The sequence below is a fragment of the Pedobacter soli genome, assembly GCF_900101435.1.
GTDB lineage: Bacteria > Bacteroidota > Bacteroidia > Sphingobacteriales > Sphingobacteriaceae > Pedobacter > Pedobacter soli.
The window spans coordinates 54,203-80,349 of sequence record NZ_FMZH01000013.1; the positions used below are offsets into that span (position 1 = coordinate 54,203).

The 26,147-nt window shown below is 41.7% G+C and carries 26 protein-coding genes; 16 read left to right on the plus strand and 10 right to left on the minus strand.

The genetic code is table 11. The features are described 5' to 3' along the window. The first annotated feature begins 151 nt into the window (after positions 1-151). Positions 152-1,480 carry a hypothetical protein gene (locus BLR37_RS21415; RefSeq protein WP_090772215.1) on the plus strand — a complete coding sequence of 443 codons (1,329 nt, stop codon included), beginning with the start codon at positions 152-154 and terminating at the stop codon, positions 1,478-1,480. Between the two features lie 127 nt (positions 1,481-1,607). Next, entirely contained in the window at positions 1,608-2,867 is a 1,260-nt protein-coding gene (locus BLR37_RS21420; RefSeq protein WP_090772216.1) for a hypothetical protein, read from the plus strand. A gap of 386 nt (positions 2,868-3,253) precedes the next feature. Here the strand turns inward: BLR37_RS21420 and BLR37_RS25440 are convergent, their stop codons facing one another. From BLR37_RS25440 to BLR37_RS21445, 6 genes are all read right to left on the minus strand, one after another. Continuing rightward, complete coding sequence (locus BLR37_RS25440; protein WP_167356661.1) at positions 3,254-3,424, minus strand: hypothetical protein; 171 nt, start codon at positions 3,422-3,424, stop codon at positions 3,254-3,256. A 592-nt stretch (positions 3,425-4,016) separates the two neighbouring features. Beyond that, positions 4,017-4,565: a hypothetical protein gene (locus BLR37_RS21425; RefSeq protein WP_090772219.1), complete on the minus strand. Its 549-nt coding sequence runs from the start codon at positions 4,563-4,565 to the stop codon at positions 4,017-4,019. 90 nt (positions 4,566-4,655) lie between these two features. Continuing rightward, positions 4,656-5,609: a KAP family P-loop NTPase fold protein gene (locus tag BLR37_RS21430; protein WP_090772220.1), complete on the minus strand. Its 954-nt coding sequence runs from the start codon at positions 5,607-5,609 to the stop codon at positions 4,656-4,658. Continuing rightward, positions 5,539-6,084 (minus strand): P-loop NTPase fold protein, encoded by a 546-nt coding sequence (locus tag BLR37_RS25675; protein WP_090772223.1) that lies wholly within the window; start codon positions 6,082-6,084, stop codon positions 5,539-5,541. Before BLR37_RS25675 ends, BLR37_RS21430 begins: the two co-directional genes overlap by 71 nt. A gap of 158 nt (positions 6,085-6,242) precedes the next feature. After that, on the minus strand, positions 6,243-7,838 hold the full coding sequence (locus BLR37_RS21440) for a hypothetical protein (RefSeq protein ID WP_143009640.1): 1,596 nt from the start codon (positions 7,836-7,838) through the stop codon (positions 6,243-6,245). A 5-nt stretch (positions 7,839-7,843) separates the two neighbouring features. After that, complete coding sequence (locus BLR37_RS21445; RefSeq protein ID WP_090772226.1) at positions 7,844-8,905, minus strand: nucleoid-associated protein; 1,062 nt, start codon at positions 8,903-8,905, stop codon at positions 7,844-7,846. Positions 8,906-9,689: 784 nt separating this feature from the next. On the opposite strand from BLR37_RS21445, the gene BLR37_RS21450 reads away from it, so the two are divergent. The 4 genes from BLR37_RS21450 to BLR37_RS21465 all read left to right on the plus strand — a co-directional run bounded on the left by BLR37_RS21450 (position 9,690) and on the right by BLR37_RS21465 (position 13,202). After that, positions 9,690-10,580, plus strand: coding sequence for a hypothetical protein (locus BLR37_RS21450; RefSeq protein ID WP_090772228.1), 891 nt, complete (start codon positions 9,690-9,692; stop codon positions 10,578-10,580). 93 nt (positions 10,581-10,673) lie between these two features. Beyond that, complete coding sequence (locus BLR37_RS21455) at positions 10,674-10,853, plus strand: histone H1 (protein WP_090772230.1); 180 nt, start codon at positions 10,674-10,676, stop codon at positions 10,851-10,853. A gap of 538 nt (positions 10,854-11,391) precedes the next feature. After that, positions 11,392-12,501, plus strand: coding sequence for a sensor histidine kinase (locus tag BLR37_RS21460; RefSeq protein WP_090772232.1), 1,110 nt, complete (start codon positions 11,392-11,394; stop codon positions 12,499-12,501). Beyond that, the gene (locus BLR37_RS21465) at positions 12,498-13,202 is read left to right on the plus strand and encodes a LytR/AlgR family response regulator transcription factor (protein WP_090772234.1); all 705 of its coding nucleotides are present in this window, start codon (positions 12,498-12,500) and stop codon (positions 13,200-13,202) included. Before BLR37_RS21460 ends, BLR37_RS21465 begins: the two co-directional genes overlap by 4 nt. 44 nt (positions 13,203-13,246) lie before the next feature. Here BLR37_RS21465 and BLR37_RS21470 read toward each other — a convergent pair whose 3' ends face one another. From BLR37_RS21470 to BLR37_RS21480, 3 genes are read right to left on the minus strand one after another with little or no spacing between them, the layout of a single operon-like run. Continuing rightward, positions 13,247-13,927, minus strand: coding sequence for a hypothetical protein (locus tag BLR37_RS21470; protein WP_090772236.1), 681 nt, complete (start codon positions 13,925-13,927; stop codon positions 13,247-13,249). A gap of 1 nt (position 13,928) precedes the next feature. After that, complete coding sequence (locus BLR37_RS21475; RefSeq protein WP_090772238.1) at positions 13,929-14,693, minus strand: hypothetical protein; 765 nt, start codon at positions 14,691-14,693, stop codon at positions 13,929-13,931. A gap of 7 nt (positions 14,694-14,700) precedes the next feature. Beyond that, positions 14,701-15,534, minus strand: coding sequence for an ABC transporter ATP-binding protein (locus BLR37_RS21480; RefSeq protein ID WP_090772240.1), 834 nt, complete (start codon positions 15,532-15,534; stop codon positions 14,701-14,703). A 224-nt stretch (positions 15,535-15,758) separates the two neighbouring features. Between BLR37_RS21480 and BLR37_RS21485 the strand changes: the two genes are divergently transcribed. The 10 genes from BLR37_RS21485 to BLR37_RS21540 all read left to right on the plus strand — a co-directional run bounded on the left by BLR37_RS21485 (position 15,759) and on the right by BLR37_RS21540 (position 24,828). Next, on the plus strand, positions 15,759-16,595 hold the full coding sequence (locus BLR37_RS21485) for a CPBP family intramembrane glutamic endopeptidase (protein WP_090772243.1): 837 nt from the start codon (positions 15,759-15,761) through the stop codon (positions 16,593-16,595). Beyond that, positions 16,576-17,397, plus strand: coding sequence for a CPBP family intramembrane glutamic endopeptidase (locus BLR37_RS21490; protein WP_090772245.1), 822 nt, complete (start codon positions 16,576-16,578; stop codon positions 17,395-17,397). Before BLR37_RS21485 ends, BLR37_RS21490 begins: the two co-directional genes overlap by 20 nt. Positions 17,398-17,574: 177 nt before the next feature. After that, the gene (locus tag BLR37_RS21495; protein WP_090772247.1) at positions 17,575-17,904 is read left to right on the plus strand and encodes an ArsR/SmtB family transcription factor; all 330 of its coding nucleotides are present in this window, start codon (positions 17,575-17,577) and stop codon (positions 17,902-17,904) included. Next, positions 17,885-18,787: an arsenite methyltransferase gene (locus BLR37_RS21500; RefSeq protein WP_244154727.1), complete on the plus strand. Its 903-nt coding sequence runs from the start codon at positions 17,885-17,887 to the stop codon at positions 18,785-18,787. Before BLR37_RS21495 ends, BLR37_RS21500 begins: the two co-directional genes overlap by 20 nt. A gap of 136 nt (positions 18,788-18,923) precedes the next feature. Then, positions 18,924-19,343 carry an arsenate reductase ArsC gene (locus BLR37_RS21505; protein ID WP_090772347.1) on the plus strand — a complete coding sequence of 140 codons (420 nt, stop codon included), beginning with the start codon at positions 18,924-18,926 and terminating at the stop codon, positions 19,341-19,343. Between the two features lie 731 nt (positions 19,344-20,074). After that, positions 20,075-20,266: a helix-turn-helix domain-containing protein gene (locus BLR37_RS25760; RefSeq protein ID WP_090772249.1), complete on the plus strand. Its 192-nt coding sequence runs from the start codon at positions 20,075-20,077 to the stop codon at positions 20,264-20,266. A gap of 1,767 nt (positions 20,267-22,033) precedes the next feature. After that, entirely contained in the window at positions 22,034-22,582 is a 549-nt protein-coding gene (locus BLR37_RS21520; protein ID WP_090772254.1) for a hypothetical protein, read from the plus strand. A 181-nt stretch (positions 22,583-22,763) separates the two neighbouring features. Further along, complete coding sequence (locus BLR37_RS21525; protein WP_090772256.1) at positions 22,764-22,958, plus strand: hypothetical protein; 195 nt, start codon at positions 22,764-22,766, stop codon at positions 22,956-22,958. Then, the gene (locus BLR37_RS21530; RefSeq protein WP_090772258.1) at positions 22,948-24,012 is read left to right on the plus strand and encodes a DUF932 domain-containing protein; all 1,065 of its coding nucleotides are present in this window, start codon (positions 22,948-22,950) and stop codon (positions 24,010-24,012) included. Before BLR37_RS21525 ends, BLR37_RS21530 begins: the two co-directional genes overlap by 11 nt. 150 nt (positions 24,013-24,162) lie before the next feature. Then, complete coding sequence (locus BLR37_RS21540; RefSeq protein ID WP_143009641.1) at positions 24,163-24,828, plus strand: DUF6904 family protein; 666 nt, start codon at positions 24,163-24,165, stop codon at positions 24,826-24,828. Positions 24,829-25,485: 657 nt separating this feature from the next. On the opposite strand, the gene BLR37_RS21545 is transcribed toward BLR37_RS21540, so the two are convergent. Then, positions 25,486-25,848 (minus strand): response regulator transcription factor, encoded by a 363-nt coding sequence (locus BLR37_RS21545; protein WP_090772264.1) that lies wholly within the window; start codon positions 25,846-25,848, stop codon positions 25,486-25,488. Positions 25,849-26,147: the final 299 nt, after the last annotated feature.

Here is a 26,147-nt window from a genome sequence, read left to right on the forward strand (position 1 = left end):
TAAGCCACTAATCTAAGCATTTTAGATTGTTTACCAGTAGAAGGGAATGATGTTTAAACCCTTTGGATAGACCTTTATGTTTTTTAATTATCTTAGGGGACTAAATTTTAGATGTATCCCGGAATGGGAAACTAATCCACAAACGCTCTATATGTCTATCAACACAACAAGGATATGCCTCCTGCGGGAGAATACGCTCAACGGAAACCTCGCGGTACAATTTGTGCCTATTCCAAATCCACTGGAACAGGCCTGGAAGGAATTTGAACCATTATTTAAGTCTGCTATTAAGGGACCTGAACTTTTTAAAAAGATTGCTGAGCACCAAGAGCTTAAAGTGATTTTCAACAATGTAAACTATTGCCGTTATATGAACGCTCCGGAGGGAAACCTCCATTATGGCCTTGAGGGGATAAAAACATACTATGAACACCAGCCCAACAGCGTGCTCGAGAGTTATACCAAAGAACGGATTACGGCCTATTGCCTGAGCCTAAAGCAGAATGAGCTAAAGCAGGATCCGGCTATCCTTGCTATATCTCACCGCAGGATGGGATGGGAGTATCCAGTGCATAAGTTGAATGATAACTTTACTGTGTTTTTTAAAACCAATTTTGGTTACGGAAACTCCAGTTATTTTTATACCATTATACAATACAAGGGAGTATTGGTTGTGCCTTATTCCGATTGGGTAAAATACCGCTTTGTGAATAAATATGAAATCATAAGGTACTCTGCCCATCATTTTGTGAGCAATGAAAGCTGGGAGTGGGCAATGGAATATGCAAAAGATGCCTGGAACCTGGCCAATCTGAGTGAAAGTGCTTTCGTGAACAGGTATCTTTTGGGGCAATGTGAGGAAATGGTCAGCGGACTGGCCAGTATCCTGAGCGGAAATAAATTTAAGGTTTTTACCAAAAGCTGGGGCATTTTAGCTGGCCCAAGCCAGGTTAAGGAAGAAATACAGCTCTCGGGACATGGCCTGATGATATACAGGGCAGAAAAGATCTCCGGGGCGTTAACCTTTATCGAATCCATAAATGCCCTTTCGGGAACGGTGGCAATCGGAGGCATCATTGAAAAGATTGAAAGCTTCAATCTCCGCATGAGGCCGATACTGGAAGCAGAGATCCCAAAAATAGAAGAAAACATATTCAGGGAAACTGCTGCAATGAAAAGCCGTAAGCAGGAGTATGATATTGCCTCTGAAGAAAAGAACACCTATGTGGCGCGCTATAGGGAACTGCGGGAAGAATTCCCTGATGAGGGCTTGGCAGACTTAGATCAGCGGTTTGATCAGGCATATCCTGGATATATGAATGCTATGAAGAAATGTGATGATGCTTATAAACAGTATTGTGATGCTTCGGATAAACTATCCGAATCTGAGCGTGTTGTGGGTGAACTCAAGAAATCGCTCAATGATATTCGGGTTTATTTCGATCGGAAAGCTGAAATTACGGGTGATCTAGTGGGGTGATGAGGTGTTTCTATTGCTGAAAATCTTGATTTACGTTTAGGTTACTTTACCGGTACTAATGTGTCTTTAATACTTTTATTAAAAGAAATTCTAAATTTATCTTTTTTATTAATGCCCAGTTGCGCTAATGATATTAAGCCAGGAAATTATCTATCAAAACCTTTCAGCTGCCAAATACACTGAAATTATAACATTGCTCCATCAAAATGGAAACTCACTCGACCTTGATCCCAGCGTAGCGCTTGCCATAAGGGTTTTTATGGATGAGTTTTTCAAGACCATAGCCAATGCGGATCTGCTGGCTTCCAATGAGCTGAACCAGGACCTGGATATTCTCTATATTAGTCACCGGCAGGGCAACTATGTGCTGCAGGATGAGCATGCAGTCCATCTGATCAATCTGCTCCATCCACGGGTAAGTGATAAGGATCTTTATCCTGTCGCCAAAGAACACTTGTCCGATCCAGTATGTTTGGAAATTACAAAGCGTTATGAAAAGAGGATACTCAAGGCAAAACAGATCGCAGCACAGCCATACAGACCAGATTTTAGTGCTTTATCCAGCAAAAACCTGGTTGGACAAAAGTTTGAGGTTGAGAGCAGGACCAGAGATGGAAATTCCTGGGTAAAGGTCTTTTTGCGGACTGAAGAACTGCTTGATACTGTCGCCGAACATCTGAGAAAGCTCACTTCAGTGGACGGCGTTAATATTACCACTAAAAGTAATGGGATAAAAGACCTTACAGTATACCCGAAGCGGCTTTACGGGATAGAAGAGGTTGAAGATGAGGTTAAACTAAACCTCAATAACTATTTTTCCCGCAATGAGGCAGATCCGATATTCCGGGAAGAAATACTCTCCGGGATCAGCGATGTGGCATATTTTCAGATCCTGGATTATATGCTTAAACTTGGAATGGGATTGGAGGGGTTCAAAGGCTTGTCCGAAAAGATGGATGAAGAACGTTATAGGGATTATTTTGTTAATTACCTTGATTCACTTTCCAATAGCCATACAGCAACCGGCGAGACTTTCCATGGTTCAGGCAAAAGTGACATTTTGATCAGAAATGCGGAAAAGGAGGTGCTTCTTGTGGCAGAATGTAAACTGTGGAACGGAGCTGGCTATTTGGGTGAGGCAGTCGATCAGCTTTTCGAACGCTACGTGACTTGGAGGGATGGGAAAGCGGCACTGCTTATTTTTAATACCAAAATCATAGGCTTTACTAGGATCATCGACATTGCCGTTGAAGTATTAAAAACACACCCGTTATGCATCAGTTATGATGGACAGCGGAAAGAGACCTCGTTCTCCTTTACTTTTAGGAACTTAAAGGATCCATTGAGGTCGATCAAATTAGAACTGGTAATGTTCAATTTCGTTTAGTTTTATCAAGCAGTCAATTTTTTGTGTGTGGGAATAGCGCTAAAAGAAGGACCAATAATGTTTACGCTAGGAGCCGGTTGTTGAAATAATACTAAGATATACGAGAATCCTGACCATTAACCAAGAGCTCATATGGGCCTGAAGCATATTCCTGGGAGCTAGCATCTTTGGGTTACCAAGGCTTAAACTATCAGCCGAAAAGGGCTTCTGGTCGTGACATCTTTGCCAGCTACTAATTTCTAGATTGCAGGCGAAGATTCTATTTTAATTTTGGAATATAGGCCCAGTATGTGTTAATAAAGGGTTTTGCGATTACAGCGGAAAAAGGGAATAAAAACGCGCTTATTCAGGGCCTCAGGTATGGTATTTTAATGTTTTTTGATCAGTTACGGAAGACCTGTCTTTTCAATGAAAGCTTTAGCCTGTGCTACTTTTTTTACCACATACTCATCATTTCCATGACTTTGTTTCGCATTTACAGCTGCTTTGCTTGCCGGACTGTTAGCAGTTCTTTCCATTCCGTTAGGCATAATGTGCTCTAAGTTAATTAATTTCATGCTAAACTTGAAATTTCCAAAGGCCTATGGTGCAATAAAGCGTTATTGTCGATAGGTTTACCCATTAAGGGTTTTCGATATTCGGTATGCTGGACATTTATGTGATATACCGGTATTCCCCCACGCGCTTGCGGCCTATCGGCTTCGCCCAAAATTGCTTTTTTTGTACCTATCCGTAGGGGGAAATCTGTGGGAGACCGCAGGCTTGTACTTCAAGTGGTGGGGACTGTGCTATGCCGATCTGTTCCCATTGTTTCGTGCGACCAAATAGCCCGGTAAATAATGTTTTTCGGTAGCTGTTTTTTTTTCGACCTTGGCTGAAAAATATCCAGTGATACCCTTGAGTGGAAAACATCCGGTGATACCTTTCGCCGACTGTTAATAGAGGTAGGTCAATAAAACAAGCTGACTTTTAATGAGGCGAGTTAGTCCATTTATTCAAAAGCAATGTAGTTCATAAATGGGATTGTAGCCATGCTGTTCATTCGTCCAATGGGAAAACAGACCATAAATTTGACCCGTAGTGCTCCGTAAAAGGTAAATGTTCACTGTGATGTGCCTATTAGTCACTTCCCTCTATAAGATTCAAAAACTAAAATGTAAGGCTCCAGCTCTCGATCATATCGCCACCTTTGTATTTTTCAAAAAGACAGGTTCTTTTGCTTTTATCGATCTCCATGTATATCCCGATAATGTAACCACATACGTGTTCAGGATGGGTAGTTCCGTCGGTAGAATAAACATCCTGTTTCTTGGTCATCGCGCGCAGGCGTTTGCGGTCTGCTGCCTTGTGGAAAGCTGGCCTGCTGGATTTTTTCATTTCGACAGTGATCAGGTTGTCGGGAACCTCTTCACCACGGCTGTGGAGGAGGAGGTCACATTTGATCCTGATGACCTGCATCTGATCATCAATTATCGTTTTGACCTTACCGTTCTGCTTCCGGTTAAATTCGGTGTCCGCATAATAATTACCTTCTATTTTGTAGTCCGGGAAAAGATTTTCCATGTAAATAGCCATACGGCTGCATAACATCGGTTCACTTACGCCGTCTAAAATACTGTTTACGTCTTTTTGAAATAATTTGGAGGCTGAGGCTTTAAATAGCTCGGTTAGTTGGTTTTGTGTGAATCTGACCTGCATATTTGGTTTGGGTTTAGTATTATGTGACGTTGACAGGGTTATTTAGCTCCTGTCTGACATCGAGCATTTGGAGTTTTAATACCTGTACAATTAAGCTGGAAGCCCAAGATCTGTCTTGAAGGACTCCATCAGGTTGATCTTATTGATCAAATGGTCAATCGAAACGCTAAATGAACCTTTACGCCTGAGGGTTTCCAGTACACCCAAGAAATGGCTTCCTCCCAATGTGGGGTCAACGCAGGATTTGACCAATAAGGTATCCTTGTTCTGCTCATTCTTTTCGGTTAACTGCTGCAGTTTCCCTTTCCTGAGCAAACTATTCTGATACATCAACAGCAAAGTAACCTCAGGAACGAGAAAGGCCATTTCATCATCATGATCAATGTTTTTTGGAAATACCTGTGCCAGTTCGTCAATGATATTTTGATAGGGTGTATCCTTTGCCATGAGCATACGGTAAAAGTCTAGCCGGAAATCCTTGATATAGATCAGCAGGATAAATATCGATGGAAAGAGATAATTGTTGATGGCAAAGGTATTGAGTATGGTTCTGGCGGAAGAGAAGACTTTTTCCTGCTGCCTTAGCGTAAGCCCAGTAACGGAAAACAGCCGGATTGCAAAATGTACAAATGCTTCGGAATCCTCCTGAAGTTCACGGTAAGCACTGCGCTCGGGGGCTTTGAAATAAGTGTCAAAATCAAAGTATTCAAACAGATACCTGGCAAAAACGCCGCTCTCAGGAGCAGGCAGTGAAAATTCAAGGTCAATAAACCGTCTCAGGTATTCATTGCTCTCAATCCGTTCACTGCCATAGAATCCCCTCACAGCATTGCCCAGTTGCACTTTGTCAATAGAAAGCACAAAGACAATGCCTGGCACATTAAAAAAATGCTTGATCTGCTCGAGTACCTCGACTGCATAATCCGGTCTGCAGCGGTCGAGTTCGTCGATGATGAATACCAGAGGCTTCCCGTCATTGTGGGCCGCGATATATTTTTTCAGTTCTTCCCGAAATTCGATAAGCCCTTTTTTTCTTTTTGGCATAATTGTCGATCTCTTCCTTAAAAATCTCCGTAGCACTTTCCGTAACCCCTTTTATCGCATCTAGGAGTATCTCGGAATCAAGGTGTTTGCCTATAATTGCCTTCACCAGCCCTGGTGCAATGTTCTTGCTGATAACTGCTGCTTTTTGGATGACGCTGGTAAAAAGCTTTTCATTCTTTTTATTGCGCAGCGTATTGAGCTCGGACATGATGGCAACCAGCGGATCACGGTCAAAATCATTCTCCCAGGCATTGAAATAAAGGGTGCGGAAAGTAAGCTGGGTCAATTGGGCCTGCCACATCTTAATGAATGTGGTCTTTCCCGTGCCCCAGGGATTATTAATGGAGAGTACAAATCCATTCTTATATCCGGCAACTACGCTTGTCAGCGCATCTGCGTATTTTTTGCGGTCCAGTTTGCAGTGCTCGAATGGATTGTCCGCTGGGATGGTGATATCGTTATGTTTGATCTTCATAATTAGGTTAGGCTAAGGATTCTGGTCAAAACCTAAAAATATAAATTGAGGTGGGATAATCGGTATGGGAAACCGTAAAATACCCATAATTGAGTAGGGGGGATTTTTATTGTGGCTGATGGGATTGGTTAAAGGTTACCATTCCACGATGTATAATATTAAGGTTGCGCGTTTTTAGGTGCTTTTTCCTTGGACGGTGGTTTCGCTACCTCAAGCGATTTGTTCGTTTGTTTTATTTTAAGGCTGTCACTAACGAACTGTTTTCGCTCATGTTCTGCAAGTTCTTTCTTTGCCAGGTTTTTCGCAAGCAATTCCTTAAGTATTGATGGATATTTAAAGCAGGCGACGGCTATAACTAAATAACAAATCGCAATCACCGGATAAATAATGCGTAATGAAATTTTACGGTCTTTCAACGACTTATCGATATGCTGCCTGAATTCCTTTTCCGGCAAGAGCTCCTTAGTAGCATTTTTCCAATACATCATTTCTTTCTTGGAAACATTCACGTCAGAAATATCTACAATGCTCTGCATTAGGATAGAAACGAGATAGTATAATGCCAATCCGTAAAACACATACTCCAATAAATCTTCGTTGAGTAGTTTGGTGTTTTCGGTGAATTTGGTAAAAATGGTGAAGCCCACTAATATAATTGCGCCCAAAAGGTCACGAAGGAAGTTGGATAACAAAGTCCTGATCTTGCCGGAATAAAGTTCAGATTGGGTCCGGATATCCTTAAGAAGCTCTTTTAGTTCCTTAACATAAGCATCTTTGCGTTCAATGATCACAAAATTATACCGCTCCTTTGCCTGTTCAGCCGCATTGGATATATTTTTGGAAAGTGTAGTAAGCAGCGTGTCCCCATCCTGCATATCCAGGGTGATACGTTCATTAAACAACTTTTTCCGGACACTTACCCGATCCTCATAAATCCAGCTGATGAGCGAAACCATTTGCTGATAAAATTTCTCATTGACACGTGTGCTGCCATCATCCAATTTAAAAAGCACACGTTTTATCCCATTAACGATCACCTTATCATTGCTATAATATTCGTCTAGCAAATACATGCTCATTGCATTACAGGCTTTATAAAGAAATATTTCTTTGAGGTCGGATGTACCACTACTGTAAGTTTGATAAGCATTTAGGTTAACCTGGATATCTTCAGCAGTTATAAAATGTACACTTTCATGCAAAGACTGTCCGGCAGGGAGCTTAGGGACTGCTTGTGGCGCAGCGGCAGTAGCTGTATTGGATGGCTGAGCAATATTTTGTTCTGCAGGACTTAAAAATTGTATGGAATCTCCTCCAAAAGGATCTTTAAGGTCTGCGATGATTACCCGTAATGGTGTAAATTCATTGAAAGGATGCTTTTTTAGTAAAGGATTACTTAAACGGAGCCAGTTCAAACAGGGCGCAGTACCAAGGAAAATATTATAGTGCCAGCCATCGGTGTTTTTTAAAGAAATTAAAGGGATTTTATTTATGTCGATTATCCAGCTTTTAACTATTGCGCTATTTGTATAGAGATCGAGATCTGAAAGATTTACCGGATTCCCGTTGACCGTAAGATGCGCAAGGTTAGTGAATCCCAGTGCACTTAAAATCTTCCTGATCTCCTTAAAATCCTTTAATAAATCCACGTGAGTGTTTCCTGAAAGCTTCAAATAGCCCCATTGTTCTTCTACCGAAACGGCCTTGGATGCCACTTCCAGTAATAGCTTGACAAAATCGATATGTTGTTGCAAGGCCACTATTTTGAGCGATCTAAATTGTTAATTCGCGAAGTCCTGATGGTTATGGTATAATACCCATCCTCATCGGGATGATTGGGGATATCGATATTTGATTCTTCCGCTTTACCTTCCCATTCAATCTTTACCCGTTCGGCGGTTTCCCTGATATTTTTCACCTGACTTTTACTAAGCGTACCAGCATTGGGCCTGAAGGATTGCCCACTAAGCCCCATGTCATCCATCAGTGCTTTCAGGGAGTTGGCCAATAATTGCCTCCGATCCGCATCTTCATCGTAAATGATCGTATTGATAAATTCATCGGTATCAAATTTATCGGCGTTTTTTAAATACGCAATCGCCCGGCCCTTGTAGGCTGATGGATCTTGCTCCGGATCAAGTGTATCAATATTTTGACCTGCCCAGCGGCTGGCAACCCGCAGGGCGAGCTCGGTTAGTTTCGAAGGTGTTTCCAGCTCAACTACGTCCAGAAATCTACGAAAGTAATCGGTGATTCCGGTGTCAAGTTGCGTAGCAGAACGGTCTTTTGCCAGTACATCCCATTTATAATAATCGGAAATGTCAACGATTGCAGCTTTTTGGATTGCCCGTTTGTCCTCAGAAAAAGTATCCTTGATCTCCTTTAATAGCGCTTTATTCTTGGTGACCTTATATTGATAGACCTTAATGTGGTCAAGTTTGAGTAGAAAGATCAGTTTCTGGCCGCCATTCACGCTTACCAGTGCGGTGATAAACACCCCGTCTGTGGTACTTTTATTATGCTCTTTACGGAACTCATATGTGATGCTTTTTGAGGCGCGGATAAAATTTTTATCAGGGTCGCCAACAATATCCTCACAATCCTTATAAATATTAGACCGCTTTTTGTCACTGAAAATAAATTGAGTCCCTTCGGAAATCTCTGCAAATCGAGACTTGAAGAAAGTTTCCTGTGCCTCGTTGAGTGTAACCTCTTCCAGGTATTCAGGTTGTAGGTCTTCTTTAAATATGATGTGAAATATAAATTTTTCGATCTGAAATGATTCTTTTTCAGCTTTGCTGAGAACGCTTTCTTTAGCCATTGTGTTTAATTTAGTGTAGCAAGTTATTGAATAGAAAAATGATTAGCAACAAAAGCCAAAAAAATGATTACGAATAACGAATAAGTATATATTTTTATCAATTATTTATTGGACTTGAAATAATTTGCGCAATTAAAAAAATGCAGGACTGATCTTGAAAGTATTGCCAATGTAGACGCCAATACCGTTCCCTGAGTTAGAATCAAATATGCTACGTAAACTAAAACAATACGGTGTTCAATCATGGCTAAAATCCAAATTGGCCGGCCTTCTCCGGATTCTTTGCTTCTTGCGCATATTCTCTTCAATTATCTCCACAACTTGATAGTTACACCTCTTTGCTGAATTTGAGCGTTTTATTAAATTCTTGGATTAAATGCCAAAGCCTGGGAATGCTTCTCAACAGTATCGAAGAATAAAAGCCTAATAGACCTCCTATGACAGTACAATAAATCATCATTCTATTTCTTGTTTTTTTTAAAAAAATAATTAAAAAATTCGCCCTTACGTTCGTAAGTCCCAAAAATCATTTAGCGTTTTTGGGAAATTTGTATTCTAACCTTTTATAATGAATACACACAATAAAAACCTAGGAAGAATAAAGCCAAGATCTAATATTTATTATCTACAACTCCGTGAAAATCTTCGAAGTATAATCACCTCAATTGAATTTCCGGAAAGCAAACGAAATGCCTGGTATGATCCAAAACAAAAAAGATCCTAGCCACTTACAAAATAGAGTATCTGTAGGAATACTTTAACCACACGGGTGTTTTGCGAAAACATGAAGGCTAATCTTCCCGAGTTTGTCCTAAAAGACCAGATCAACGGACATAAGGGTCAGATAGATATTAATATTTATTTTAAACAGTCCGGTCAGAGCGAAAACTATTACCTAAATAAGTACGATGTGGCGCTGAATGAAGGCAAACCATTGGAACCCGGACAAAAATATTTGGTCATCTCGCCGAGTGAAACCCCTGGAAAGAACAATGTCTGGAAAAAGGAAAATGTAACTGAAGCTATTGAAGTCTTTAAAAAGCATCAGGGAAATGCAGAGCTCGCCGTGGGAAAAGATGCCGCCCATAAAACCAAACTGGCCTCTATGGAAGAAGGCAAGATCAATTATGTAGATAAAGATTTTGCCAGGATCTTTCGCAATCCCCCATTGCCGCAGACGATCTGGGTAGAGCGTGGTAAAGGTTTTACTGCATCTCAATCAGTAAATCTTATAGAGGGGCGTGCGGTATACCGCGAAGATATGCTTACCCAGGGTGGTCTTCCCTATAGCGCCTGGATGAAGCTTGATCTTGATGGGCCCCGCGACAGACACATGAATTTTAATATGAACCAGTACCATGATCCTTCTTATGGGTTTAACCTGAAAGAGGTATTGGATAAATTCAACATCAAGGAGCTCGAAACGCCGAAGGAAAGGGAAAAACTGGAAGCTCAGTTAAAAAATGGTGACCGTCCAATGATCACTGTAGAGAAGAATGGTGAGCAGGTTAAGCTTTACGTAGAGGCTATACCACGGTATTCACAGCTCAATATGTTTGCTGCCAATGGCAGGTCGGAAAAAAGAGAGCAGTTCCTTAAAGAGAATTCATTGAATAAAGAAGTAACAAAATCAAGGGGAAAAGAGGTGTCGACCGCGCAAGGGTTGGGTGTTTAGATCCTTTTGCTAATTTTGCGGCTCGTTTTTTGTAAAAACTAAAATTATTTAATTTAAAAAGTGGCCTTCGTTGGCCAACAATAAGAAACAATTATGGACAAATTTCAAAAAGTTAAAGAAGTAATCACTTCAATTGAAGCTGATGTAACCAAGTTTTATGATGGTAACAATGGTGCTGCGGGTACCCGCGTACGTAAAGCAATGCAGGACCTTAAAAACTTAGCACAAGAGATCAGAGCTGAGGTGACAGAAAAGAAAAATAGCGCAAAATAATCAAATGCTGTTTTGGGAATTTCAAAAGTCTCGGCCGACGGCCGGGACTTTTTCTATTTTATGGGGTAACTAACTTGTATGATTTATAGAGATCCTTCCCATAGCTTTATGTTGAAATGATGGAAAAACCGTTGGTTTTACCACATTACAAATGCCACTTAATCTTTAAAATTGCCAGTAGCGCTTCGCGCTTTATGTCATAGTTATGGTTTGTAAAATGAGTCCATTTGCAAGATATATTGTCGGTCGAAAGGCAATCTCATTACGGGAACAGAAAACCAGAAAATTATGAATACATGTATGACGTGGATTCCGATACTCAAGAGTTAATTGGCCTGCGTGCTAAAATTGCAACTAAAAAATAATTCCCGTTTGAAATAAACACTCAACAGATGTCGAAGAGACTTTGCACTTCATCAGCAAAAAATAAATGATTTGATTGTGCCGTTTTATTGGCCTACCCCCCCGGTTTGTCTGCTTTTTTTTCGCGTTGGTCGTTTTATATTGATAAGATCGCTTAAAAAAAGCAACTTTAGGTATGCCAATGTTTCAATCCCAATTTTTCGTTTACCCTGGCAGGGGCCTGCGCTGGTTGCAGCATGTTTCGTTTTGGCTGCTGCTACTCGGATTGCGCTTTTATCTCACAAATATCTCCTTTAACGTCTACGGCGGTTTCCCTGTAAGCAGTATGCTGTTACTCAACATTTGCAGCACCGGCATCATTATCCTGTTTTATTATACCCTGGTTTACTACCTCTGGCCAAAGTATTTCACCAGCCATCAATACATTAAAGGTGTATTGCTTATCTTTTCACTTTTGGTAGTTTATACAATCTCTGACGCTATTGCCGAGAAATTTCTGATTAGCAGTTGCGCCCCTTGTATGGCAAGGTTAGCTAAGACGGAACAGGGCTACTTCCAGCTTATGGAATCCGACTTGAGCAATATCGTTCTCGTTCGCCTGGTAACTTTTGGTACGCCATTTTTTCTGCTGCTCACCTTGACTATTCCGATCAGTATCAAGACGGCGCTGAATGCTTATCGCAGCAATATGAGAAGTGTAACCCTGGCAAAAGAAAAGCTGGAACTGGAACTTAATTTTCTTAGAGCGCAGCTAAACCCCCATTTTTTATTTAATTCCATGAATAATATTTATGGATTGATCATTGCGGGGGATACTGAACGGTCTGCGGATCTGGTATCCCGCCTCTCTGAATTATTGCGCTATATGCTGTATGAATCCGAAGCGGACACGATGCCACTCAGCAAAGAGGTAAAGCTGATGGCCGATTATGTTGAACTCGAAAAGGTACGGTTGAATTTTACGGCGGTAACATTCAGCCCTCCAACATTTTCAGCTGATATCAGAATTGCTCCTTTACTGCTTATTCCATTGATTGAAAACGCGTTTAAATTCACGCCTGACGAACCTGGAGCTTTTATCAATATCTTATTAACCATAGCTCCTGATTCGATTAATTTTAAAATAGAGAATACCTTTGACCGCGACAGGCCGGATGGCCTGTCCGGAGGTATTGGCCTGGCCAATATGCAAAAGCGGCTCGAGTTATATTATACTGGCCGCTATCGTTACCAAGTAAGTGCCAATGGAAATATTTATTGGGTAAATATATGTCTGAATCTATGAAAAAGATCAATTGCATGATCGTCGATGATGAGCCCATCGCGCGGGATATCCTCCTAACGTATATCCAGCGTGTTCCGGAATTGGAACTCGTTAAAAGCTGCCGCAACGCCACTGAAGCTTATGAAGGACTTTACGGTCAGCAAGTTGACCTCATTTTCCTGGACATTCAGATGCCGGTCATTACCGGTACAGAATTCATGCGGTCACTGCGTAATCCACCGCTCGTGGTTTTTACGACGGCTTATTCCAATTATGCGGTGGAAGGCTTTGAGCTCAATTCTGTTGATTACCTCTTAAAGCCGATCACTTTTGAACGTTTTTACCAAGCCGTGCAAAAAGTAAGCGAAAGAATGGCCATCAAACAGATTCCCGGTCCTGAAACAGAACATCAGCCGGATTACCTGTTCATCCGCCAGGATAACAGGTTGGTGCGTGTAGAGCATGACCAAATTTTATATATACAGGCGGAAAGAGATTTCAGCTCGGTTTATTTAAAAGAAACCAGGCTGCTCGTTGGCATACACCTAAAGTTATTTGAAGATCTGCTTCCGCTCAAGCAGTTTCTCCGCGTGCATCGGTCATATATCATTAACCTTAAGGCGATCCGCGCGATTAAAGGAAATGTCATTGAATTGGAAAATGCCGAGGTCCCCATTGGGGCAAGCAACCGGGAAGAACTGTTTCAAAGATTGCAGCTTTGAGTCAGTTAGACCGACAGATAAAGTTCCAAAGCCGACTCATTTTGTCATTTAACTAAGTTATTTAAATTGGCTGCAGTGATGACCAGTCTGGCATTTCCTTTTAGTTCGGCTAAGATGTTTCGGGCTTTGAGCGTTCCCAGATCCACCGAACTGCCCTGATCCAAGGTGATGCACAACGTGTCCGTCCGGTTCCCGCCTCTGAAAGTTGCCGTCGATGAATCTTTACCGCCGATGACCAGGTTACTGATCCGGAGATCGTTCATCCTGAGGATAGCCTTATACTCCTGTTTGACCAAAAGCGATCCCTGTTCCAGTCCGCTTAATTCACAATTAACGCCGGAGGTTTTGATCATCGCCAGCGCGGCTACTGTCAGGATCAGTCCGGTGGTGCATTGTTCCGGCAACTGGTAGTGCTGGTTGGAGACTGTAAAATTAATGGACAGCGTATCCTGGTGCTGTTCCATCCTGAAAAACTGTTTCCTGGAATTCATCAACCGGATGGTATAATCTGTTCCGCGCTCGATCCTGATCGTATAGGAATTGCCCCCGCTGATATTCAGAACCTTGTAGGGCCGGACCGGTACCATCCCAAAATTCTTAAAAGGGTCTTTCAGGTCGATCCGGTGGTATTGTATTGCCAACTCCCGGTCCGCAGCGAACAGGCTTGCGACAAAGAAAGCCGCGAAAGCCACTAATACCAGGTTGCTTTTTTTAATCATCATCATGTTAGATTTCTTTTTCCGTAAACTTGAGATAGGCGATATAGCTTAAAAACAGGGGCAGCAAGAAGTTATAGCTGACGTTGATCAGTGCCTGAAGGTTCGCTGGCAGATAGACATAAATATTTTCGCCGTCATGAATGAACTGGAAATAATTAAACGGCAAACTGCTGGTAATACTGCTTTCACCGGTCATCGCTTTCATTAGTACGACATTTCCCGTTGCAGCGATGATAAAATACAGCACCATTAATAAAAGCGTTTTGATCAGTGCACCTTTATGGAAAGCCAGGCTGCCGACCATTAGCCATAGCTGGAAATTGACAAAGATCAGGTAAAAGCTATAAAAGCCATTGCTGAACACATTTGCTTTCGTCATGGTAGACTGTGAGGCGGTTACAATGCTGAAAAACAGGGCTTCGACCAGGTAAAAGATGATAGTGTAAGCCACGCCGTACAGAAACACCGCGTAAATAATCCATAGCATGACCTTTTGGCCGGCTGATGCAATAATACCCAGCAGCCAGATCGTTTTTGCCGGATGGCGGAGATCCTGGTATAAGAATGCGGAAAATGCCGCGCCCCCGCCAAACAGCCCGATCAGGAAAATGCCGTTACCCACACCGCCGGAAAAACTCTCCTGCCAATGCCAGGTAATAAAAAAGAGCAGAAACAGGAGGCCGGTGATAGCGAATGCCAATAGGCTATAAAACTGCCAGTGCTCTAAATACTGGCGCCGGTTCAAGGCGATCATTTTTCTGATATAGTTCATGTCAAGTTTATTGGGTTTGAAAAACAGCCCGGATGCCAGGTAGGTTATAAATGGCCGCGTTAAAAAGCAGCTCCAGATCGAGCGTGGATGTCTCTATTCCGTTATTCCTCCTGACAATTCTGCGGCCCGCCGGTGTATCAATGCCGTACAGGCTGGTATCGTCTCCGGTCTGCTTATCGCCGAAATAAAGCTTTTGTCCGATCTCTTCTTTATCGGCAGAAAGTAGCACCCGTCCCTGGTCAATAATGATCACGCTGTCGATCAGGCCATCCAGGTCTTTGACCTGGTGGGTAGACATGATCGTAATCTTATCGTGCCTCCTTGTTCTGGTAATGATTTCCCGGAATTCGATCTTCGAAGGGATATCCAGGCCGTTGGTAGGTTCGTCCATGATCAGGACATTTGTATTGGCAGCCAACGCGAAAGCGATATGGATCTTCTTCTTTTGACCAAAGGACAGTTTATCCAGCTGGCAATTTTCCGGCACATTAAAAATCCGCAGGTATTCATAAAAAGCGCCTTCATCAAAGGACCGGTAAAATACACTGTAGATCCGCAGAAAAGCGGGAATAGTGACCGGTGGAAGTTCACACTCTTCGGGAATAAAGAATATTTGCGCTAAAAACTCAGGCCGGCGATGTCGCGCCTCCAGGCCATTAATCGTGCAGCTTCCCGTTTGCGGGAAGATCAGCCCGGCCATATTTTTAATGAGGCTGGATTTACCCGCGCCATTCTTACCCAGTAAACCATAAACCTTCCCTGGCGGCAGCGTCAGGTTCAATTCCTGGAAGAGCGTGTTCCGGGAATGATAGCCATAAGTCAAATCTTTGATAACGATCATGCTGCAAATGGAATAACAATCTGGCACCTGTTCAATTTTATTCGACGAAGCTGCCTATATTTCCAACGGGCGGCGCCCAGCAGACAACGTAACGTAGCCGGAAGGATCGGCAGCCATCGCTATCGGTAGTTCGGGCCGTTTGGTTGCCAATTCCCCTGAGTTCGTCGATTTTATTTTCCGGCCTCGCCTGAATAATGTCTTTTTGTGAACAAACCGGATGAAAAATGGAAAAGAAAAAATTGATTAACCAGTTGCCTGTTTGGCTAAGGGTAAACGTTTATTTTACAATTATTATCATAGCAGCTTATGTCGCCGGAGTCGTCCCCGCACTTGACAGTATCTTCTTTTATTTTGGGATCGCTTTACTTTTGAGCTTTTTGTTCCTGAAAGCTGAAGGTAAACCGTTAACCAGTCTCGGATTTGTGCCTGCCTGTGCTACTGATTGGAAAAACTTCTTACGCGGGCTGTTCATCGGCCTGTCGGCACTACTGATAAGCGCCGGGTTTACGATCTGGCTGAACGACGGCCGGCTGGTATATACAGGTCATGTTGATCCCATTTTCTTGCTGATACTGATTTTTATTCATCTCTGGTCGTCCTTTGCGCAGGAATTCACCTACCGGGGCTATCCGTTTCAACGTTTATTGACCTGGTATGGGCCATGGGTAGCTCAACTGGCGGTTACGCTGCCATTCGCTGTCATGCATCTGAAGCTGAATACCAGCATCACCTGGCAGCAGTTCCTGATGACCTGGCTCACCACGGGCCTGGGTTCTTTACTTTACGGACTTTGTTATTTGAAAACGGGGAAACTGATATTGTCCATTGGCCTGCATATGGGCTGGAACCTGGCCCAGGCACTCATTCCCCGTTCGCCTGCGGAAAATAAGACTATGCTTTTTATCCTTGTGCAGGATGGCCGGCGTTATCATCCTTTACATGTGCTGCTGCCATATTTTGGTGTTTCTATCATCATGATGTTCTTTATCTGGCGATCGAATACCCTAAAACCAACAAAAAGAGAACCGGGAACCTTAATTCATGAAACGAACAGTCTATAACAAGATCACCGATGGCCGGATAAAGACTTTATTGCGGGTCCTGCTTTTTTGTATGTTATGTGCACTCATACTGGTTACGGGTTCTGCGTCACTGAAAAACTGGAAAAACTCCTGGGCAGACCTTTCACTCAGCGCATTTGCCGCTACGGCATCATTTCTACTCACCATTCCGTTTGCAAAATGGGAGAAGTTATCATTGGGGCAACTTGGTGTCGTTCCGGGCAAGGCGACCTTGGGCAGAATGCTTCCCGGTTTTTTTATCGGCCTGCTTATTGCCGGTCTTCATTTATCTTTAGTGCTGACTTTTGGGCATATCAGTTTGATCAATACAACCCTGTCATTTAGCTCGGTCGCTTTATCTTTCCTCCTCTATTTGATTTTGGCCGCAAGGGAAGAAATCACATTTCGCGGTTACGCGCTCCGCAGCCTGTCTTACAAGATCGGTCCCTGGAAAGCGCAGATCATTCTTGCCATCATTTTCGCGCTGGAACACATGGCCGGAGGTTTTACCTGGCAGCAAGCCTTTTTTGGTTCCGGCGTAGGTGCCTTAGTGTTCGGCCTGGCAGCATTGCGCACCAAAGGCATAGCGATGCCCATTGGACTTCATGCTGCATGGAATTTCGGGCAATGGTGTTTCGGCCTTAAAAACATACCGGGGATCTGGCAGGTTTCAGTCAGTAAAGGGTTTGAAGAAAAAAATGAGCAAATCACTATGATTTGCTACCTGATCGTAATGGGGCTGGCAATAGCAGCCTTTTACCTGTATCCTTTAAGAACATTATCAAAAGCCGCAAAAGTATGAGACTAACCAGCACACGTCGACTATAAAGGAAAACCCGTATTAGACCAACTGTAAAGTTATTGACGGATAAGACCAAATACGTTTTTACTATTACTGATCATCAGTGATTTAAAGTTATTATCGTAATATTGCAATCAAATGTTTTGGTTTTTTAAAATCATATCATAATATTGCGATATGGGAACGACGAAATCAGAAAAATTTACCGCCGAGCAGAACAGGTTGGCTATACAATTGAAAGCCATCGCGCATCCGGCCCGCATTGCTATTCTGCAACAGCTTATCAAAGTAAATGCCTGTATCTGTGGTGAGCTGGTAAATGAATTTGGGTTGGCACAGGCCACCATCTCACAGCACCTGAAAGAACTGAAGAATGCAGGAATCATACAGGGCAACATTGAAGGTGCTAGTGTATGCTACTGTATCGAACCAAAAGCATGGAAAGCGTTACTCGAAGAACTCAACGGGCTGTTTGGTTCATTTAAAAATGGGCAGAACTGCTGTTAAAAAATTTGACCAAATCAATCGTAATATTACAATCAATATGGAAAAGGATGAAAAACTAAAAAAGCTCGTTAGACACAAGTACAGCGAGATCGCCTTACAGGACAAGGATATCAACTCCGCATCATGCTGTGGTGCGGGTGGGTGCTCAACAGAAGTGTACAACATCATGACCGATGATTATACTGGGATTGATGGCTATAATCCAGATGCTGATTTAGGACTTGGATGCGGCCTGCCAACCCAGTTTGCCAGGATAAAGCCTGGTGATGTGGTAATCGACCTTGGGAGTGGCGCGGGCAACGACTGCTTTATTGCTCGTAAGGAAACAGGCGAGACAGGCAAAGTCATTGGGATCGACTTTACTCCAGCCATGATCCAAAAGGCAAGGGTAAATGCAGAAAAACTGGGCTACCATAATATAGAATTCAGACAGGGAGACATCGAGAAGATGCCTGTCACCTCTGATATAGCGGATGTGATTGTGAGCAACTGCGTGTTAAACCTTGTGCCGAATAAAGATGCTGTTATCAAAGAAATCTTTAGGGTGCTCAAACCTGGCGGACACTTCAGTATTTCTGATGTGGTTCTGGTGGGTGCGCTACCGGATGCACTCAGGAAGGACGCCGAAATGTATGCCGGTTGTGTAGCTGGTGCCATTCAAAAGGAAACCTATCTTAAGCTAATCGATAATAACGGCTTCCAGAACGTGACGGTACAAAAGGAAAAACCGATCATTATCCCTGATGATATTCTTTCGAAATATCTGTCAACACAAGATATTGATAGCTACAAAAATGGCAATACCGGCATTTTTAGCGTAACTGTATTTGCGGAGAAACCAGCAGTTAAGCAGGCTTGTTGTCCAACGGGATGCTGCGATTAGCGATGAAAACCGAAGCGTTCAGCAAGTATGAAAAACCGATCACAATCGCCTTTTCCGTTATTGTGCTACAGCTCATCTTCGGCTTCGACGCGAAGTTTTGTATCATAAACATCATTTGGCTATGCATTTAAAGAATATGAAAAAAATATTGGTACTATGTACCGGAAATAGTTGCCGTAGCCAGATTGCGGAGGGCTACTTAAGGCATTTCGCAGGGAACATCGCTGAAATTTTCAGTGCTGGAGTCGAAACGCATGGGGTCAATCCAAAAGCCATTGAAATCATGAAACATGACGGAATAGATATATCGTTACATACTTCGAACAACATTAACGAATATGCTGAAATCGACTTCGATTATCTAATTACGGTATGTGACAATGCAAATAGAAGCTGTCCTTACTTTCCGTCCAAAGCGATAAAACTCCATTACGACTTTCCAGACCCCGCTAAGGCGATTGGCACTGAAGAACAGGTCATGGAGCAGTTCAGAGAAGTTCGGGAAATGATCCGTAGGTATATAAGGAATTTCGTCAAAGAAAACCTTGAGGATTAATGACTTAAAGCAAAAAGGCAGTTCAGCACGATTCGGATTGCCTTTTTGCTCATAGAAGATAGTTCTTTCAGTCTTAAGGGAGCCTAATTATTTACTTTTTCCTCTTAAAAATTTAACTATTAAGAATAGCGTAAAAATTACAAATGATTTTACCAAAATATCCAAGATACTAGCGGACATCCTACAAATTTAGTTTCCTCGACTATCATGATGTGCTTATCTGAATAATCTTGGGGTTGATTGATTAATCTAATTAAACTCCGAAAAATCAGTTAACAGCAGCAACTGATGGGATGAAATCCGGACTAAAAATATTCGATGTATATCGATATAAAGGTAAGGAATTACCAGGCAACCATCTTTGTATGTTGGACGAGGCGCTTGAATCTTCTCTTTCCCGAAATAAGTGGCCGCTCACCTAGATTAAAATTTGACAGCTGCTTTGCTGAAATCACCAGATTTTCTTAGTTTCGATCAAGAAAATGAGTCTTGACTGCAATTCACTGTTAAGGTGCTTTCCTGATTTTGGTGATTAGGTTGTTTGGAATATTTATTATTTCCCTTAACCCAGGTCATCGCTAGACGTTAATCTGGTTGCATTTTAGAACGTCTTATAAACCATTTGCAAAACTAGCAATCTCCTTAATCCCTGAGTGGTGAGCATATTTGTTCCATTTTAAGACGCTTCAAATTATCAAATAAATTTAAATCTATAATTCAAGATATTACCTATGTTGTTAGGCCAGAAGATAAGAGTTCAAAGATTAACAAAAAAATATAGCCAGCAGTTTATGGCTGATAAATTAGGTATATCTCAGTTCGCTTATTCAAAAATTGAAAGAGGTAAAACTGATATTACAGTACGGCGTATGATCGATATCGCCAATATCTTGGAAATACCTGCTGCGAAATTACTTCCCTAAAAAAAAAGCTCGAAGCCGTCTCATCAATCGATTTAGCTGATCTATCAGTAAAGGTGTACTGCTTCAGCCTGCTTGCGTTCTTATTGGTGCTTTAAGAGCGTTTTGAAGGTAAAAAGCCCGTTTTCTCAGGCTTTCCACTTTCGGAGGTTATGAGTGATGGTCAATAAGCCTATGTCGGCTTCGGTTTTGAACAGTCCTGTAAATAGAGAGTGTCAGAAGCCATGATTCTGCTTCAATTGGGCAAACACACATTCTACATCAGCAGGCCGTCATTTCCGATATTCGATGGGTTGTTCGGTATTTAATCTTTGCTTCGCTATCTGCTTGTGTTTTCTTAGACCGTGATTGATTCAACAATCCTGTTGCCTGCTGCTTTATGACATACACCCCGGATCGGGCCTTCCAGCACAAATTCATCGAAAGGTGAATTGTTACTTGTTTTTGTTTTGGTGCTTTGGTGAGGAGGGGGCATGTGAGTAGGTTTATCCATCAAGATTTATCCGTATCCTTGTATAATTCAGGTAAATTGTTCGAGCTTTCTAACCCGGGCCAACATCGACTTTTCTCAGATCAAGGCCAGCATTATGGAAAATGTATTCAGCAGATATTCCGCCGCTGCAAGTGAATCAGCAATGCCGAGGATAAACGCTTAACCGATAACGGAAGAATTCAAAATGCTGATTCCGTCTGACATCAACTACAGCTTTAATCAGTCATCACTATGGATACAGTAAAAAAAATGGTACTCCAGTTTACTGCAATGTAGAAGTCGTTTATGCTGGCTTGAGAAACGCAGCGAATGGACCGTTGGTTAGAATACCGCTTAAAACAAATTCCATTCAGCTCATTCTACTGTAGCCCGACAGGTAATGATAAATAGCCACAGCGCAGAAATTTTATAAATAAATCGCCAGTGCCGCCACGATAATCCAAATCACTCCAAAAGTGCTGCCTACATAAAGCACCTGTTTATGTTTGTTAAGGTTCTTTTTAATTAATCCGGCGTAAATTAGCCAACCAAAGAATAATATAAAATAAGCGGGTACCAGGAAAAGCAACATGATTATAAGATGATTGTTTCCTAGGCAATATAAGAAAATGAAATCGCATTTTAGTGACATAGTAAGACAATAAAATCGGGTACATTCCCTGCCCAGTATTACAGTTGAAAAATTGACTGTATGATATAAAGGTTTTCGAACATATTATCATGTGCGCTGGTGGCTATTTTAGCTATCTTGGCTAGGGGATCCTCTGAAAAATAAGCTCCTGTGATTTTTTTACTTAGCTATTTTTTGTTCAATTCTTCTCCGTTGTGTATGCGCTTCATATTACCCCGGTCTTTTATTTCCCCGGATCCTCGGATGTCCCGTTTTTTTCTGTTTTCCGTTTTTAGGTCCTTTTCATTGACCTTCAATAAAGCGCATAAAGTACCTGTAGGCATTTTGAGTAGCAAATTTCTGAACAATCCGTTTGCTGGAAAGACCATGCCCTAAAGGGTTTGCTGAAAAAAAATCTTCCTCCTGCGGAGCGTATTTTTTTCGCAAAGTCTTGCCTTGCAGGCCGGATTGTGATCAGGTGAGGTGGCTTAACAAAAAGCCAGGAGGTTCCTGCCGACTGACTTTGAACACTAAAATAATTAAGCCATGTACCCATTAAAAGCAAGAAGCCCGCCGCTCCCAGACTTCCGCAAAGCGGAGCGCAAACACTCTACCTGTTAGCGAAATAATCAATCAATTTTTTATTAAACATTTAAGAAAGAATATCATGAAAAATCAGGATATCAACAACACAAACGTAAATGAAAAAGCAAACTTTATAGATCTAAAAAACGCTAAAAACCCACTCTATCAGCCAATGGCAGGAAAAACAGTGTTAAATATTGAAAATAAAACAACCTCACCAGAAAACACTAAAAGTGCAGAAAACATAGCCAAGGAAAAAGCGGAGAATATCACTGCAGCTGAAGCCACAAAGGAAACACCGCAAAATGTTGCCGTGAAAGTTGAAAAAACTGCACTTAATTTAGAGGGAACCCTGAAACTCGTAGAAGAACTGCATCGCAGAATGGTACAAAGGGGGAGATTGGTATATACCATTGAAAACCTGGACAGGTTCGAAATTGAGCAAAAAGAAGAAGCGGAAGATACTTTATCAAATTATTACCAAGGCTGTGAACTGGAGATAACAGATGATAAACGCAATAAATTCTCCACAAAAAACCCGGTAATTATCAAAGCAGTTGCCCTGTTCGTTCGAAATTTATGTACCGACCGATTGGCAGAAATAGAGGCAGAAATTACTATCCCTGCCTAAGCCGTTATTACCCTGCCCGAACCGGGCAGGGTTTAATCTAAACATCAAGATAAGGTACGATGCATTTTTGAACTTCCTGGCCAATTATTGCAGAGGATACACAGCAAACCTGCTGGAGCAAGATCCAGGGGATTTGATCTCCAGTACAGCCAGTTTTAAACTACTATAACAATAATACCCCATGAAAACAGAAGAAATATTTTTTATTGTCCGTATCGAGGTTAAGACCCAACATGGACATATCAATGAAACGTTACAGGAAATGGAGAAAACATCACGCTTCTTTATTACCAATACCCCTAAAGTAAAAGTTACCCATTCCGAAATCTTAACTACCCAAACCCGAAACCTAAAAAATCGAAACCATGGCGCATAACTTATATTACAACCAGAAAAACAAAGAACACAGTTTCTTTACCGTTAAAGAAAAAGCATGGCATGGACTGGGTAAGGTTGTCGAAGAATACCCTACCAGTGCCGAGGCCATACAATATGCAGCTTTAAACTACACTGTTGAAAAAAGACCTTTATTCACCTTAGGCAACATTAACTTTGATCTGCTAAATGCTTATGCCAATCCAATCGAACCACAGTTAGCAGTGCCGAACTATTATGCAACCATTAGAACCGATACAGAAGAAATTTTGGGTGTAGTGGGAAAAGATTACCAGATTGTACAGAATACAGAGGCCTTTTCATTTTTCGATAGCATAGTGGGAAATGACACTGATATACGCTATGAAACAGCTGGTGCCTTAGGAAAAGGGGAACGGATTTTTATTACGGCAAAACTTCCGGATTATATCCGGGTGGGAAGGGATGACCTGATTGAAAAATATGTTTTTCTCACCACTTCTCATGATGGATTTGGTAGTATTACAGCTGCTTTTACCCCTATCAGGATAGTTTGCCAGAATACCTTGAATGCTGCTATTCGCTCGAAACAGAATAGTGTTAAAATCCGTCATACCGCCAGTGCTGTGGAAAGGTTAAAGCAAGCCCACCTGTTGATGGGAATGACAAACAGTTTGGCCACGGAAATGGAACAACTTTTTAATTATTGGTCAAAAGTCCGCATTAACGATAAAGAACTTAAAAAATTAATAGGTATTGCAATGGCACCGGGCAAAGAAGTGCTTAACAGTTTACAGGAAGAAAAATTTCATCACCTGTCGAGCCATTATTTGAATATGGTAGATGATGTTTTAACCTATGCGCTTGCAGCTCCTTCACAAAGGGGGGCGACCACCAAAGGAACATTGTTTGGCGCATATAATGCCATTACCGGTTATTTCCAGAATGTCAGAAGTTTTAGCACTGATGAGCATAAACTCAAAAGTATCATGTGGGGGACTGGTCAACTGCGCGCACAAACCACATTCAACCTATGTGAAAAATTTGCTTATGGGGGAATCAATCAGTTAAATTGATGGAATGGCTGAAAGGCCATTTCATCTTTAAAATGGTCCGGACGCGCTCCGCGCGTGAAGCAGGATTACCAGATAAAATGAAAAGTTTTATCTTCGCTCAGTCAAAAGCTGGCGTTTCGCTTATTTGTAAAGAAAAATCTAATATCGATTATGTTAAGAGCAGTTCCAACAAAATCAGGTACAGGTATACAGTTCTGGGGAGGCTATGAAGACCTTTTTGCTATGTACCAGACCCTCATGAAACTTACGGGTGAAGAAGAAACCATGTATGATGATAGAGAGGCCAGGGACATTATTATTTATAGCTTCATGCACGAGCTGCGCGCAGCATATTCCGGGAAATTAGACGAAAAAAGCTCAGTCAATTTCCAGGGAGATCTGGAAGGGTTTTATGGCTTTCGATTCAGTTACATTGACCTTATATTTTTAATAGCTTCACTTCGTTACAATGCCAGCTACGCTGTTCTCGACAGTTTCGACCAGGAGAACCTTGGCACACTGGAAACCCTGATGAAAGCAGCTATGATGAGCTACGATGAAATAGGGACTAATGCAATCCTGCCATTTTTGAAACCAGGTGCTATTGATGCAGCGCATCCTTTGCTGATGCAGTTTAACCAGCAACTGGCCATAGATTTCTATCAGAAAAAATCTGGAATTACAAGGTTCAGAAATATCCCCGATATGCTATTGCAAACTGTGGAATTTCATCCCAGTTATTATGCTTTTCATTCACGCTTGTACGCTATGGCAATGGAAGCCGGATGTCCCATAAATCAGCTTGACAGTGTGGAATATCAAAATATCAAATGGTAAATCATTGTTTGGACAGAAACAAAGCAGATATCAGAAATGAGTTTTGATATTGTAAAAACGCTTTAGCCCTGAAGAATATAAATGGGCCTTGTTAATTTTTTTTTCTGTTAACAAGGTCTCCTCGAGCTCAAAGAACCCGGGATATTTCAGTCGGCTGGAGATTTATTGCCCTTATGGGGCACTGTCCAGCCTGGAAATGATCAGGAATCGCTTAGGGCGGGATTTAATCAGAGAATTCCCTGGTTGCGCACAATGAATCAAAATGAGGTCGTAAATTAGACGCACATAGGCTTCTTTGCATTCCAAAATTTTATTGTTCTTTTCGGATTATTCCAGCAAGGTTATCAGCTCATAATCTTTCAATCACTTTTACCCGGCTGGTATATGTGGGTGGATAAACCGAAGCCAATGGATCCCTTTTCGCCAAAAATATTTTACTTATGGGGCGTTATTTATTAAAGACCTTATAGATGAGTTATTGATTGGTCAGAAGGGGGCAAATAAGTTGGTTTTGTCCAGTATATTGGCTATTTCGGCAAAAGTGGCCGCGCGTTTCGCGTTTAAGCTGTCTCCCTATTTCGCTGCATTGAAATACGCATCATCGTACAGATTGCAGGCGACACAATAACAATACATGATAATAGTGATATTTATAATCTAGCCCATTAATGCAGAGGCGCGTGTAAGCAGATCATCAACATCAAATGGCTTGTGCATAAATTCGTCTGCTCCACATTCCCTCGCTAGGATATTTCCGTTCGATTCTGCTGACATGAGTAAAATAGGCGTTTTATTATCCGGGTATTTCAATTTGAATATTCGGCATAACTCATTGCCATTATATCTTGATCCCAGCAACCTGATATCCATGATAATCAAATCAAATTTTTGTTCACAAATATATTCGGGATCTGGGGCGATGTTGAGTATTGTAGTGTGATAATCTTTTAATTCAAAGATTAACTGAAAGATTTCGCTAATTTCCTTATCATCCTCAATGACGAGTATGTGTTTTTCCATCGTTTATCTATAGGGTGATTCCAATACGGTCACAGCGATCAAACTCGATGGCGATAAGAGTATCTAATGGTGTAAACGCATATTCGGTAGAAAAGTTTTAAATAAAATATTAATAACGTAGATGTAGAAGACAATTGTAGTTGAATAGCTACTTTAAAAACACGTAATCACCGGATTTTAAAGATCGTTAACTAAGCACATCTCTTGCTAAGGGTTAAAATGGATATTGATACGACCTTAAACCGTCCGAAATCGAAATGATTGAATCTTGTAATGATTTTGACAGGGCAAGATGCAAG